Annotated in this window: 15 protein-coding genes and 1 pseudogene; 5 read left to right on the plus strand and 11 right to left on the minus strand. The window is 35.4% G+C overall.

All coding sequences use genetic code 11. The features are described from left to right. Both M0Q17_RS08295 and M0Q17_RS08300 read right to left on the minus strand, forming a co-directional pair. Nucleotides 1–237: argininosuccinate synthase domain-containing protein (locus M0Q17_RS08295; RefSeq protein ID WP_295085814.1), on the minus strand; the 237-nt coding region annotated here is incomplete at its 3' end. A 125-nt stretch (nt 238–362) separates the two neighbouring features. Beyond that, nucleotides 363–746, minus strand: a complete 384-nt coding sequence (locus tag M0Q17_RS08300; RefSeq protein WP_295085816.1) for a flagellar protein FlaG — start codon at nt 744–746, stop codon at nt 363–365. 110 nt (nt 747–856) lie between these two features. On the opposite strand from M0Q17_RS08300, the gene M0Q17_RS08305 reads away from it, so the two are divergent. Continuing rightward, entirely contained in the window at nt 857–2,092 is a 1,236-nt protein-coding gene (locus tag M0Q17_RS08305) for an MFS transporter (RefSeq protein ID WP_295085819.1), read from the plus strand. A gap of 16 nt (nt 2,093–2,108) precedes the next feature. Beyond that, the gene (locus M0Q17_RS08310; protein ID WP_295085821.1) at nt 2,109–2,963 is read left to right on the plus strand and encodes a DUF808 domain-containing protein; all 855 of its coding nucleotides are present in this window, start codon (nt 2,109–2,111) and stop codon (nt 2,961–2,963) included. Here M0Q17_RS08310 and M0Q17_RS08315 read toward each other — a convergent pair. The 9 genes from M0Q17_RS08315 to M0Q17_RS08355 all read right to left on the minus strand — a co-directional run bounded on the left by M0Q17_RS08315 (nt 2,950) and on the right by M0Q17_RS08355 (nt 10,063). Continuing rightward, the gene (locus M0Q17_RS08315; RefSeq protein WP_295085824.1) at nt 2,950–3,276 is read right to left on the minus strand and encodes a hypothetical protein; all 327 of its coding nucleotides are present in this window, start codon (nt 3,274–3,276) and stop codon (nt 2,950–2,952) included. The two genes, M0Q17_RS08310 and M0Q17_RS08315, sit on opposite strands and share 14 nt — an antisense overlap. Further along, nucleotides 3,270–4,421 carry a HAMP domain-containing sensor histidine kinase gene (locus M0Q17_RS08320; protein ID WP_295085827.1) on the minus strand — a complete coding sequence of 384 codons (1,152 nt, stop codon included), beginning with the start codon at nt 4,419–4,421 and terminating at the stop codon, nt 3,270–3,272. The genes M0Q17_RS08315 and M0Q17_RS08320 overlap by 7 nt, the downstream gene beginning before the upstream one ends. Further along, nucleotides 4,414–5,070: a response regulator transcription factor gene (locus tag M0Q17_RS08325; RefSeq protein WP_295085830.1), complete on the minus strand. Its 657-nt coding sequence runs from the start codon at nt 5,068–5,070 to the stop codon at nt 4,414–4,416. The genes M0Q17_RS08320 and M0Q17_RS08325 overlap by 8 nt, the downstream gene beginning before the upstream one ends. Before the next feature lie 23 nt (nt 5,071–5,093). Continuing rightward, nucleotides 5,094–5,393 carry a hypothetical protein gene (locus tag M0Q17_RS08330; RefSeq protein WP_295085833.1) on the minus strand — a complete coding sequence of 100 codons (300 nt, stop codon included), beginning with the start codon at nt 5,391–5,393 and terminating at the stop codon, nt 5,094–5,096. A 46-nt stretch (nt 5,394–5,439) separates the two neighbouring features. After that, on the minus strand, nt 5,440–5,736 hold the full coding sequence (locus M0Q17_RS08335; RefSeq protein ID WP_295085836.1) for a DUF1104 domain-containing protein: 297 nt from the start codon (nt 5,734–5,736) through the stop codon (nt 5,440–5,442). Nucleotides 5,737–5,804: 68 nt separating this feature from the next. After that, complete coding sequence (locus M0Q17_RS08340; RefSeq protein WP_295085839.1) at nt 5,805–6,518, minus strand: ABC transporter ATP-binding protein; 714 nt, start codon at nt 6,516–6,518, stop codon at nt 5,805–5,807. A 1-nt stretch (nt 6,519) separates the two neighbouring features. Continuing rightward, nucleotides 6,520–7,665, minus strand: coding sequence for an ABC transporter permease (locus M0Q17_RS08345; RefSeq protein ID WP_295085842.1), 1,146 nt, complete (start codon nt 7,663–7,665; stop codon nt 6,520–6,522). Next, nucleotides 7,662–8,807, minus strand: a complete 1,146-nt coding sequence (locus tag M0Q17_RS08350; protein WP_295085845.1) for an efflux RND transporter periplasmic adaptor subunit — start codon at nt 8,805–8,807, stop codon at nt 7,662–7,664. The genes M0Q17_RS08345 and M0Q17_RS08350 overlap by 4 nt, the downstream gene beginning before the upstream one ends. Next, on the minus strand, nt 8,804–10,063 hold the full coding sequence (locus M0Q17_RS08355) for a TolC family protein (protein WP_295085848.1): 1,260 nt from the start codon (nt 10,061–10,063) through the stop codon (nt 8,804–8,806). Before M0Q17_RS08355 ends, M0Q17_RS08350 begins: the two co-directional genes overlap by 4 nt. Nucleotides 10,064–10,236: 173 nt before the next feature. Here M0Q17_RS08355 and M0Q17_RS08360 point away from each other — a divergent pair, with 173 nt between their 5' ends. The 3 genes and pseudogenes from M0Q17_RS08360 to M0Q17_RS08370 form a co-directional block, all read left to right on the plus strand. Then, nucleotides 10,237–10,518 carry a hypothetical protein gene (locus tag M0Q17_RS08360; protein WP_295085850.1) on the plus strand — a complete coding sequence of 94 codons (282 nt, stop codon included), beginning with the start codon at nt 10,237–10,239 and terminating at the stop codon, nt 10,516–10,518. Between the two features lie 23 nt (nt 10,519–10,541). Next, a complete protein-coding gene (locus M0Q17_RS08365; RefSeq protein WP_295085852.1) occupies nt 10,542–11,831 on the plus strand; it encodes an MATE family efflux transporter in 1,290 nt (429 codons plus the stop codon). A gap of 71 nt (nt 11,832–11,902) precedes the next feature. Then, a pseudogene (locus M0Q17_RS08370) lies at nt 11,903–12,300 on the plus strand (GGDEF domain-containing protein); the annotation flags it as partial.

A 12,300-nucleotide genomic window follows, 5' to 3' on the forward strand; every position in this document is an offset into this window, starting at 1 on the left:
AGGGAAAACATAATCTCTTACAAACTCTTCTCTTAGGTCTTCAATAAATATATTTTCAGGTTTAATGCCAAGCGAGAGTGCTTTTATTCGAGCTGGCTCAACCTCTTCGCCTTGACCGATATCAGCCGTAAAAGTTACGACTTCACACTTGTACTCATCTTGCAACCATTTTAAAATAACGCTTGTGTCAAGTCCGCCAGAATATGCTAAAACAACTTTTTTAACTTCTCTTTTCATATAAAACCCTTGTGAACAAAATAATTGCCGCGAGTTTACTACAAAAAGTATTAAAAAATGGTTAGTGAAATTATTTGGTTAATGAAAGTTGCAGCAGAAAAAAAGAGACACAAAAGAGCTTTTATCTACCCTTTTGTATCAAATAAAATTCCTGAAACTTCTTTCATTTTAGGTAAAAAACCAACAGCTTCCTCAGCAGGAAATCTTCTTATTACCTTACTTGTTTCTGCTTCTATTACTGATACATAAAAAACATCTTGCTTGTCAACACCAAATTTTACATTTGTAGTCATTGGAGCAAGCGCTTTGTTTAACTGATTTACTAAATCCTGTACTTCTTCTTTAGAGTCGATTTTTCTAACGCTACTACTCTCTTTTTGTATATCTTCAACGATATCAACCTGCCTAGGCTTTTCTACTTGACTTATTTGAGCTACAATAGCTCCTTGAGCCTCTTGTTGACTTGTTTGAGACTGTTGCTGTTTTGCTATATTTGTTATGCCATCCATGACTTCCTCCTTTTTAGAGAATATTATTACTTACCAAATCGACATAAAAAAAAATAACTTTAACAAATTAAAAAAACAACTCTTTTTATTAGAGTTCTTGGAGAAGTTTATTGCAAATTTATGATAATCTTGCATTTATGAATAAATATATCCAATTGCTAAAAACAGAAACAACTCTTAGAAAATTATCAACCGTGCAGCTAATCGCTTATTTTGGGGCGTGGTTTAGCAATGTTGCAATCTATACGCTTCTTTTAAATATGAAAGTATCCCCCGAAGTTGTGGCATTTACCGCAATGCTTCATTTTCTCTCAGGAATAATACAAGCTCCATTTTCCGGCTCGATAATCGACAATATGAACCCCAAAAAACTTATGCTGATTTTAGTAGGGATTGAGATATTTACAACACTCTTTTTAGTTCTTGTTAATAACCTCTCCGACTTGTGGCTTCTTTATACACTTGTATTTATCAAGATGGCGGCAGCTAGTTTTTACTTCACGACCGAGATGTCACTTTTGCCTAAACTAATGGGAGGAGAAAAGCTTAAAAAAGCGAATGAGCTTCACTCAATAATATGGTCACTCTCTTACACTTTAGGTATGGCTTTTGGCGGTTTTGTTGTTTATTGGTTTGGGATAAAAATGGCATTTATACTTGATGCTTTGATGTTTGTCGTTGCCTTTTTGCTGCTTTATAGACTTGAGATAGAAATAGAGTTTATTAAGAGTAAGGAGAGCTTAAAGGAGATGATGAGAGATAGTTTTAGATACTTTAAGAGAACTCCGCAAGCCATTCATCTAATGCTTATGCACTCTTTTGTAGGACTTACGGCATTTGATGCCCTAGTAGCACTTATGGTAGATAAATATTACGCTTCCATCATCGCAACTTCTCTGGCTCTTGGACTTCTACACGCTTCAAGGGCGATTGGTTTAGTAATCGGACCTATAGTGTTTGGAAATTGGATAAACAATAAAAGATTGGTTAATGTTTTTGTATTTCAGGCATTTGCGATTTGGCTGTGGGCATATCTCATGGAGGATTTTTATATGTCGCTTTTTGCAAGCGTAATCGTAGGACTTTTTACCACAACTTTGTGGTCATATACCTACACGCTTTTGCAAAAAAATATAGAATCAAAATATTATGGACGAATTGTGGCATATAACGATATGTTATTTTTAATCTCAGCCACTATTACATCTTATATGATAGGCTTTTTTGCAACAAAAGGTTTCTCTTTGGAATTTATAGCGTCTCTAATAGGATTCGGGTTTATTGTAGGCGCAATCTATTTTAAGTGGATTTTACACACACAAAATATTAAAGATGCAAAAAATTAAACACATAGGATAAAAAATGGCATCTGGAATTTTACTACTCTTAGATGATATAGCAATGTTAGCAGATGATGTGGCGGTTGCAAGTAAGATAGCAACTCAAAAAACAGCTGCAATTCTCGGAGACGATTTGGCAGTAAATGCGCAAAAGGCTACGGGGTTTGAGCAATCAAGAGAGCTTAAAATTATATGGGCTATTACAAAAGGTTCTTTAAAAAATAAAGCTATTATTTTACCTATTGCTTTTATTTTGAGTGCTTTGGCTCCTTTTTTAATCACTATTGCCCTTATTCTGGGTGCTCTTTTTTTGCTTTATGAGGGCACTGAAAAAATAGAGGAGTATATGTTTCATAAAAAAGATGAAGGCAAAAATGAGGAGCTTTTAAACTCAACCAAAGATAATATATTAGAGGTGGAGAAACAGAAGATAAAGTCGGCAATTTTAACAGACTTTATACTCTCTATCGAGATAGTCGTCATAGCGCTTGGTGCTGTTGAAAATCAGCCCTTTGTGGTTCAAGTCTCTTCAACTGTTTTTGTTGCACTTTTTGCGACTTTTGGAGTCTATGGGTTGGTGGCGATGATAGTTAGGATGGATAATGTCGGGTTTTGGCTTATAAGCAAAAACCATCCAAAAAGCGGAAATACTCTAATTAGTGCTATGCCAAAACTTATAAAAACATTGGCATTTGTCGGAACATTCGCCATGATTTTGGTTGGCGGCAGCATACTTGCTCATAAAATAGAGTTTTTTCATCGTTACTATATAGAGTCACTCCCGACAATAGTTAATAATTTAATAATTGGTTTAGTTATAGGAGTTGTTGTTTTGGCTATTATAAAAGTTTTTAAAAAAACACTCAGTAAATCTTAGATTGCTGGTTAAATCTTTTGTAGTAGATATCTATCATCTTTTTTAGTTTCTCATCATCAAGATTGCTTTTTTGTTTTAAGCCAAATTTTTTTATATACTCAGGAGGCAGGATTGATTTATTAATGTCAGGCTCCTTGAGATACTCAAAAATAGCCTCTTTTATTCTTTGTTCACTGCTGTATTTGAGGGTATATTTATTCATAATGATATGAAACTTAAAATCCTCTCCATGACAAACTAAACAGTTTTTATCAAACTCCCAAGCGTTTAAAAGAGTACAAAACAGAATAAAAAGAGCAGTTTTTTTTACCATGTGAGCGTTACCTTTGTTCCTTTGTTTGGTTTTGACTCGATATCTATTTTTATAGCATAGTCATCAATTATTGATTTTATAATGCTGTACCCGATTCCAAATCCCCCTTGAGTTTTATCAAACCTCAGATATCTTGTAAATATTTTATCAAGCTCATTTTTGCTCATACCCTTTCCTTCATCCTCTATGCTTAAGTAAGTCTCTTTTAGAGTGATTGTTATTTTGGTTGATTTATTTGTATATTTAATCGCATTTGAGAGGATATTGTCTATAAGACGCTCCATCTTTTGTCTATCAGCAAAAAAATGAACCCCCTCTTTTATATCCAAAATGAACTCTATTTTTTTCATATTTGCCATATTTGTAAAGTATTTTACTCTTTGAGTTACTATTTGGGATAGATTTAAATCCACATTTTGAAGTGATGTTTTGTGATTTAAAAGCAGATAAATCAAATCTTGATAGAGATTTGAGATGCTAGCTGATGCAATCTTTATGCGTTCGAGTTTTCGCAGTGTTTTTTCATCGCAGTTTGAGGAGTCGATAGTTTCTACGTTTGCGAGTATCGCCGTTATAGGTGTATTTAGCTCATGTGTCGTATCTTTTATAAAGTTATCAAGAAGTTTTATATTTTCTCTTATAGGTTTTAAAACGATGTTTACAAGAAAAAAAGAGGTTATTACGGTAATGAGTACCGTGATGATAGCTATGTATATCAAATTATTTAGTATATCTACGTCTTTGGACTTTTTTTGTATGACAATATAAGCAGCGCCGAGATAGTATGGGGTTATAGGTGATGCTAGGTAAGAATCAGCATCTATGGTATAAAACCCCTGCTTAACATTTTTTGTATTTATATCTTCTATCGTACTGAAAATAAGATTTTTGTCTATATCGTAAATTGCACTGTTAAAATCCTCAAACCTTGGGTATTGTAATCGCTCACTACTACTTTCACTAAGCGCAGAGAGCTTGTCTGATACTTCAAGCGTATATTTTTTTAAAATCTCTTTTTCACTATGGATAAACTGCTCCTGCTCATAATAGTAGTAACTTGTAAAAAAGGTTGCAATCAATAAAATTGTAGAGCTAAGATAGAGTCCTAAGACATAAAGTATGCTTTTTCTTTCTCCGCTATACAAGTTTATACCCGATATTTTTCATGCTTAGTATATGTTCTTTGCCTATATGTTTACGTAAATTTTTTATATAGGTTCTTAGACTCATATAGCTGTGCGTTTCGTTAAACTGCCAGACGTTTTGGTAGATGTTCTCAAAGCTGACACACTCGCTTTTATGTTTTAAAAGCAGTTTGAGCAGTAGCAACTCTTTTTGATTTAGCACTATTTTTTGCTCCTCTTTCATAAGAGTGTTTGAGTAGATGTTAAAATCAATCTCATCGGTTATTTTAATGAGCTGTTCTTGTGTTTTGTACTCTCTTTTTAACAGAGCATTTATCCTAAGGAGCATCTCTTTTAGCACAAAAGGTTTTTTTATATAATCATCCGCACCGCACTCATAACCCCAGGAGAGATCATCTATGCCATTAAGGGAAGTTATAAAAATTGCGGGGGTTGAAATATCTGCATCTCTTAGCTCTTGTAGGAGTTTAAAGCCATTGATTTTTGGAACATTGACATCTAGGAGAAAGAGATCAAATCTTGTAGAGTAGATAGACTCCAAAGCTTCATCTCCATCATATGCGCAAAGCACATCAAAGCCCTCGTCCTTGAGAAATTCTTCAACGGTTTGTGATAAATTCAAATCGTCTTCTAAGTATAAAATTTTCATAAAAAATTATACATTAAAAATCGTTATGCATATACAGAAAAGCCTTCAGTTTCAGCTTTGTTCGTATTAGCTTTGTCAAGTATGTCAAGAAGTGCTTTTGCATAATTTTGTGAACTCAATGTTGAAGCATCAACATCCTTCATTTGAGCGACGGTTGCTGCTCTGTCCTCTTTATTCATTAAGCTAAGCTGTTCAATCATTTTGTTTTTATCTTCAGTAGGCAGACTCTGCATAATATCTCTCATGCCGCCTTGACCTTGACCGCCACCAGAGCCATCCATTTTTCTTATCTGCTGCATTGAGCTTGTTGAAGTTACATTCATAATATTTCCTTTTTGATTGTTATCTTAAAAGGCAGATTTGAGGAGATTATCTTCTTCCTCTTTCTCCGCCATTACCGCCGCCGTTTGAGCCTTTGTACATGTTGCCTGTAGTATCTTTTGAACCCTGCTGCGAACCGTCATTGGAGTTGTTTTGCTTAAAAGAATCCCACTCCTCCTGACTCATATTCATAACACGGTTTTGCATTTCAGCTTTAAAAGCATCACGCTCCTCAGCAGGTACACTACCGCGCATGTTCTGCATCTCTTGAGTGCTCATTTGTGAATAGTCGGCACCAAAACATAAACCTGCGACAAACAGAGATAGAATAACTTTTTTTTTCATAATATGCTCCTTGAACTATAATTTTAGCGAGAAAGTGTGAAGTAATTGTGAAATAAAACAGAGCAGTTTTATAATATATCTTCGTCATTTAGGTCATGAAAAATTATGCCTCTGTTTTGTATCTTCATTATCCTGTCGCAGTATGGAAGGATTCTCTCATCATGTGTAACGGTAATAATTGCAACATTTTGCTCAAGAGCAATTTTTTTTAACATTTTTATAACACTAACAGCCCGCTCTCCATCTAGCGCAGCTGTTGGCTCATCTGCTAAAATTATCTCAGGATTGTTTGCAAGCGCGCGTGCAATAGCAACCCTCTGGTTTTGCCCTCCGGAGAGCTGTGATGACATATTATATGCTTTATCGTCTATTTCAAAATACTTCAAAAGCTCCATAGCTTTTTTTAGTGCATCTTCTTCACTTACTTTGTTAGCTTGTGGTAGAAGAGTTATATTTTCTAAAACATTTAAAAAGGGAACAAGATAATGCGCTTGAAATATAAATCCTATCTTTTCTCTTCGTATTTTACGAGTATCTTTTGCCAGCCACTTGTCTTTATAAACCATATTTTCTCCAAGCCAAATCTCTCCGCTTGTCGGCTCTATAACACACCCTATCATCATAAGAAGAGTTGTTTTTCCGGCTCCACTTGGGGCGATAAGAGCTACAACTTCTCCTTTTTGTATCTCAAATGATGCATTTTCAATTACACGAACTAAGTTGTCATCTTTACCGAAATTTTTGACTAAATTTTTAACTTTTATAGCACTCTGCTTGCTCATCTTATCCTCCGATAGCTGCTGCCGGATCGGCGCTTATGACTTTTTTGACACCTACAAAAGAGGCTAGGATAGATGCTAAAATAATTACACCAAAAAGTATCCATGCATCTGGAATTAGTAATACTACGAGTTTAGGAAATTTATCGTAAATCAAGTGTGAAAATACATTTCCAAAAATAAAGGCAAAGATTCCAAGTAGAAGTGTCTCTTTAACAATCATCTCTATAATAAGGCTGTTTGGCAACCCCATAAGTTTCATAATGGATATCACTTTCATCTTCTCTAGCGTCATGGTGTAGATGATAAGGGCTATAATTATGGTTGAGACAATTACCAAAATAACCGTAAAAAGACCTATCTGTTTTGAAGATTTTTCAATTAGATTTTTTGTTAGTATCTCTTTTTGTTGTGCAGCTGTATAAACACTTTTGTGTTGCCATTTTCTTATATCCTGCGCTATTTCATCTATGTTAAATCCATCTTTAACAGTTGCTACAATACTGTTTACCATAAAAGATTCTGAATTTTCAACTCCTCTTGCTTCATTGTTTTGTATCTCTTTATTTGAGTATAAAAACTGCAACTCCTGCGCATCTTTAAGGCTTAGATAAACTAACGGATCGCCGCCGTTTGATACAGTTTTGCTTGTAATGCCGACAACGGTATATAAATTTCGTCCAAGCTTTATTTTGTCCTCTAGTTTAAAACCAGTTTTGTCAGTTACGACTATCTCATAGTGGTCTGTTTTTAACTCTCGTCCCTTTATCAATCTTTGAGGGTTTATGGGATTAATCTTTCCGTAAATATCGTATCCCACCGCTACTACTCTAACCGGTTTGTCTTTACGAGGAAGCTGGATATTTTGAAAAGTCATAGCTTCACTTTTATCTATACCCTGCATTACATAGATAATATCTTTTAAATCCTCATGAACCCTTGATGATTCAGCAAAGGGTCCTAGAGTATCCTCTTGAACTATCCATATATCTGCGCTTATATCGTTAAGTAAAATCTCGGCTTCTACCATCATTCCACGATATACGCCAATCATAATTAGGACGATTCCAAGCAGCATCCCAACACCCATAGCAGTGACTATAAATTTGCCAAGGGTGTGCTCAATATCTCTTGCGGCTAAATTAATCATCTATATATCTTCATTCCATTGCTAAGCGGTTTGTTGTCGGCGTTATGTATCAACAACTCCGTATTTTCATCAATACCAGATAGCACGGCAGCCTCTTGCTCATTTTGTGCTAAGATAGAGATTGGCACAAAATGAGCATTATTACTGCTTGCTACCCAAACTCCTTTTTCTCCATCTTTAGTGCTAATTAAATTTAGAGGAATTTTTATTACATTTTCATATTTGGCAACTTCTATGTTTACTTCAGCCTGCTCATTTATATAAAACAGAGCAGGAGTGGTTTGAAATCCTATTGCTATCTCCCTCTCAAGGGTAACAAGATTACTCATAGCCACTATTCTTTGAACATTTCCGCTTAATTTTACATTTGGTTGAGATCTTAGTTTTATTGAGGCTTTTTGCATAAGCTCTACTTTATCGGCTACTCTCTCATCAATATTTGCCACAACCCATAATGTTTTAGGATCTACTATCTTAAAAATTGGAGTAGAGGGGAGAACATATTGTGCAGCTTCTGCATCTTTTGAGATTATATATCCATCAACGGGAGAGTAGATTTTAACTCTTTTTAGTTTTGCTCCTATCGCTTCTATGCTCTTTTTTAGGCGCTCTATCTCTAGTTTTGCGGAGGCAATTTTAGCTTTAGAAGCGTTTATTTGCGCATCTATGTTTTGCAGGTCGCTATCTGCTTTGTCATATTCTGCTTGCGTTACATATTTTTGCTGAAGCAGTTTTTTATAGCGCTCATAGGTTACTAAAATAAGTGTCTTTTGCGCTTCTAGACTTGCAAAATCGCTTTGCGCCGTTTGAACATCATGTTTGGCTTTACTAAGAGCTACTTTTTCTTCATCAAAAAGCATAGGAAGATCTACCGGGTCAATCGTTAAAAGCAGATCTCCTTTTTTTACCCAGTGACCCTCATCGAAGTATATATTTTCTATCTCTCCGCCGCTTTGCGCCGTAATAGTATATATATTTTTAGCAGCAACATTTCCGATGCCACGCACAGTTACGAGTAAATCCCCTTTTGTCGGTTTTGTTATAGCAAATGTTGATTTTACGATATATACTTTATTGTAAAAAACAGCGCCGCCAATAGCTATAAATAGTGCAATTATGATATATTTTAACCACTTTTTCATTGAGTTTGTCCTTGTAGATAATCTAGTCTGTTTATTATATTGGTGATATCAAATTTAGCTTCAAGAAGCCCTAGTTTTGCAAAAAGATATGTTGATAGTGCATCAAGAACCTCTATATAAGTTGAGAGACCCTCTTTGTATCTTCCTTCAACTATTTCTCTTGTTGCATTTGAAGAAACCACAAGAGCTTCTTTGGCTTTTATAGTGTAAATATACCTTTGCAAATCAATTGCCAAATTTTCTACTTCCTCTTGAAGCAGAAGTTTTTGGGAATTATATGACTCCTTTGCCATCTCATTTGAGATTTTAGCCTGTTGTGTTTGCGCGCTGATTCTTCCACCACTGTAAAGTGGGATGCTGAGGATAACTCCGACAAGCGAGGTGTCATATTCGTTAAGTGTTTCCTGATGAGTGTAGGAGGCTACGGCATCGATTGAGCCATAGTGCCCAGCTTTTGCTGCCTCATAGAGTAGGGCATCTCTTTGTATCTCCTCTTGAGAACTCTTTAGCGAGAAGTTTTTTTCTAAAACCTCTTGAAGAAGTAGCTGTGCATTTGCTGTATTTTGGTTTTTTATCGGTGTGGTCTCTTTGAGTTGCGTGTCTGTATCAATTTTTTCTCCGATGTAAAGAGAGAGAGTTGTGAGTGCTTTAGCAAAATTGGCATTGGCAATGGCAAGATTATCTTGAGCAATATATAGCTCACTTAGTATGCTCGTTTCATCCGCTTGCGTTCTTAAGCCTTGGGCAACTAGCGCTTTTGCTTGCTTGTAAAGTTCCTCTTTTGTTTGTAAATCTTTTTTTCTTATCTCTATCTCTTTAGTCTTTAAAAGTGCTAAATTATACTGATTTTTAACATTGTAAACCAGAAGAGCTTTTGCGTCATCCAGAGAAAGATTAGCTATGTTTTCACCTTTTTTATATGCGTTAATGGTTGAAGTTGTTTTTGAAAAATCATATATTTTTTGATTTAGCGTAGCATCAACCCGCCAACTATCATCTTCAATCGTTTGAAACTGATTATTCCTTGGCATAACAAAAGTATCGATTGGGTTGTACTGAGCACTCACGTTTATCTGAGGGAGATAATCTGCTTTAGCGATATCTACTAAAGATTTTTTTTCAAAAACACTCAAAGCCGCTTTTTTAATATCGGGATGATTTTTTAGTGTTTTATCGATGCACTCATCAAGTGTCAGCTCTGTGGCACCAGAGATGTTGAGAAAAAGATAAAAGCATACAAAGATAAATTTTCTCATTATTTGAACTCTCCTTTTATAAAATATTTTTAAATTTAAATAAGCATTATAATTTAAAAGTGTGAAAACATTGTGAAATCCATAGATAAGGGTACTATCTTAAAGCTAAAAACAAAGCCAACTATCAACCTTCGTTGGTTATTATACGAAAAATTATACTAAAAAGTTTATTCATGAAAAAGATGATTTATAAGTCAAGTGCCGGAGATTTGGATTTGAGCAAACTAACGCGGCTCTATCCTGCTGTTGTTGTTGATTTGAACGGCGAGACTGCAGAGATGAGTCTGGAGTGGACGGAACTTTACGGTGAGAAGGTTAAGCTAAAAGCTTATGTGCTTGTTTTTGATTTTACTCCTATTCATGAAGAGAAAAAAGAGAAAATTACTTTAGAGTTTAAGACGAAGGAGGAGCTTATGGCATCTATGCAAGAGGTATCACGATTTTTTCAAAACTAATCTCCCGCGATACGCATAGAGTTTTGTCTATTGCGATTCCTGCGGCACTTAAACATCTTGTCGATATTCTGCAGATTTTGATAGATATGCTTATGGTCGGAATGGTAAGCGTTTCGGCATTGGCAGCGGTTGGTATGAGCATGCAGTTTATGATGATAATAAATGTGCTTATGACGCTCTATGTTGTGGGTGGAAATTCTCTTATATCTAGATTTATTGGGCAGGGGAGAAAAAAAAGAGCCTCTGCGCTGCTCTATTCGCTTGGAATTTTCGCGGCTGTTTCATCTGTTTTTGTGACAATCGGCGGTTATTTTGGAAGTGAATATATCTATGCTCTAATGGGTGCAGAAGCTGATGTAGTAGAGCAGGGCACGCTCTATTTTAAGATAATTTCGCTGGGATTAGTCGTTATTTTTATCGACACACTTTTGTATAATGCACTCTCTGCTGCGGGGGATACAAAAAATTCACTCTACATAAAACTTCTCTCCTCAGCGATTAACGCTTCTTTAAATTATGTTTTGATTTTTGGACATTTTGGATTTCCTGCTATGGGGATAGAGGGCGCGGCGTATGCTACTATAATTGCTTATAGCTTTAATGTTGCGGCGTACTATATGCTTTTAAAACAACCGCATGCAAAGCTCAATTTTATTCCAATTATAAGAGTCAAAGATCTGATAAGAGCTTGGCATGTAGGATGGAGCGCGGCACTAGAGAGGGGGATTTCAAGCATCTCTTTTCTCTTTTTTGTAGCCATCATAGCCGCATACGGAACGGCAGAACTTGCGGGATATCAAGTTGGACTTCGCATAGAGGGTATTGCTTTTATGCCCGGTTTTGGCTTTTCCATAGCCGCAACGGCACTAGTTGGTCAAAGTCTTGGTGCAAATAATAAAACAAGAGCCTACAACATGGGCATCATAAGTGGACGAATTGCTTATATATTTATGGGAAGTGTTGGTGTAATGCTTATCCTTTTTCCTGAATTTTTAGTCGGATTTTTTACAAAAGATGTCCCAACGATTGCAGTGACTTCCTACTACCTGATGCTAGTGGGATTGGCTCAAATCCCGCTTGCTATCATGTTTGTCTATTCAGGAGCGTTAAGAGGGGCAGGAGCGACAAAAACCACGCTTAAAGTCAATGTGATTTCATTGTGGATATTTCGATTAATCCCCTCTTATATAGCCTATAAAATGGGTTATGGGATAATTGCTATTTTTATTATAATGAATGTAGAAACGCTTATAAAAGGGATTATCTACGTCTATATTTATAAAAAAAGAGCTTGGCTAGATACGAAGGTTTAGTGATTAAATACTTAGATATTAGCAAGAAAAAGATATAATTGTTTTTAATATATATATAATGAGCAGACGGCATGAATATCCCCAATCAAACAAGACGAAATATACTAATTTTTACTTTAATTATTTTGGCGTTAGCATGGGGAGTTATCTATCTATTTTTAAATTATCAGTTAAAAAGTTCAATAGATAGACAATTTCAGAGTGTAGCAGCTTCTGCACAGAGACTTTTTGAGATAGATTTAGAGCAGAGCAAAAAAGAATTAAATATCGAGCTAGATAAGATGGTTGCTCGTAATGACCTCTCAAAAGCCGTAAATGATGGAGATTATGAGGAGATAAAGTCCATCGTGCTTCCTTTTTATGATAGATTAAAAAACGAATACGCAACATTAAATATTCTTACATTTCGTTCACCTGATGGGATAACGCTTTTTAGAGCGCATAAGCCTGAATATTTTGGTGATGCTTT

This window comes from Sulfurimonas sp., from assembly GCF_023229105.1.
Lineage (GTDB): Bacteria > Campylobacterota > Campylobacteria > Campylobacterales > Sulfurimonadaceae > Sulfurimonas.

What these genes read in the sequence shown, in the direction of transcription:
- M0Q17_RS08300 (WP_295085816.1), bottom strand. Translation starts at nt 746, where the DNA reads ATGGATGGCATAACAAATATAGCAAAACAGCAACAGTCTCAAACAAGT.
- M0Q17_RS08310 (WP_295085821.1), top strand. Translation starts at nt 2,109, where the DNA reads ATGGCATCTGGAATTTTACTACTCTTAGATGATATAGCAATGTTAGCA.
- M0Q17_RS08315 (WP_295085824.1), bottom strand. Translation starts at nt 3,276, where the DNA reads ATGGTAAAAAAAACTGCTCTTTTTATTCTGTTTTGTACTCTTTTAAAC.
- M0Q17_RS08325 (WP_295085830.1), bottom strand. Translation starts at nt 5,070, where the DNA reads ATGAAAATTTTATACTTAGAAGACGATTTGAATTTATCACAAACCGTT.
- M0Q17_RS08330 (WP_295085833.1), bottom strand. Translation starts at nt 5,393, where the DNA reads ATGAATGTAACTTCAACAAGCTCAATGCAGCAGATAAGAAAAATGGAT.
- M0Q17_RS08335 (WP_295085836.1), bottom strand. Translation starts at nt 5,736, where the DNA reads ATGAAAAAAAAAGTTATTCTATCTCTGTTTGTCGCAGGTTTATGTTTT.
- M0Q17_RS08340 (WP_295085839.1), bottom strand. Translation starts at nt 6,518, where the DNA reads ATGAGCAAGCAGAGTGCTATAAAAGTTAAAAATTTAGTCAAAAATTTC.
- M0Q17_RS08345 (WP_295085842.1), bottom strand. Translation starts at nt 7,665, where the DNA reads ATGATTAATTTAGCCGCAAGAGATATTGAGCACACCCTTGGCAAATTT.
- M0Q17_RS08350 (WP_295085845.1), bottom strand. Translation starts at nt 8,807, where the DNA reads ATGAAAAAGTGGTTAAAATATATCATAATTGCACTATTTATAGCTATT.
- M0Q17_RS08355 (WP_295085848.1), bottom strand. Translation starts at nt 10,063, where the DNA reads ATGAGAAAATTTATCTTTGTATGCTTTTATCTTTTTCTCAACATCTCT.
- M0Q17_RS08360 (WP_295085850.1), top strand. Translation starts at nt 10,237, where the DNA reads ATGAAAAAGATGATTTATAAGTCAAGTGCCGGAGATTTGGATTTGAGC.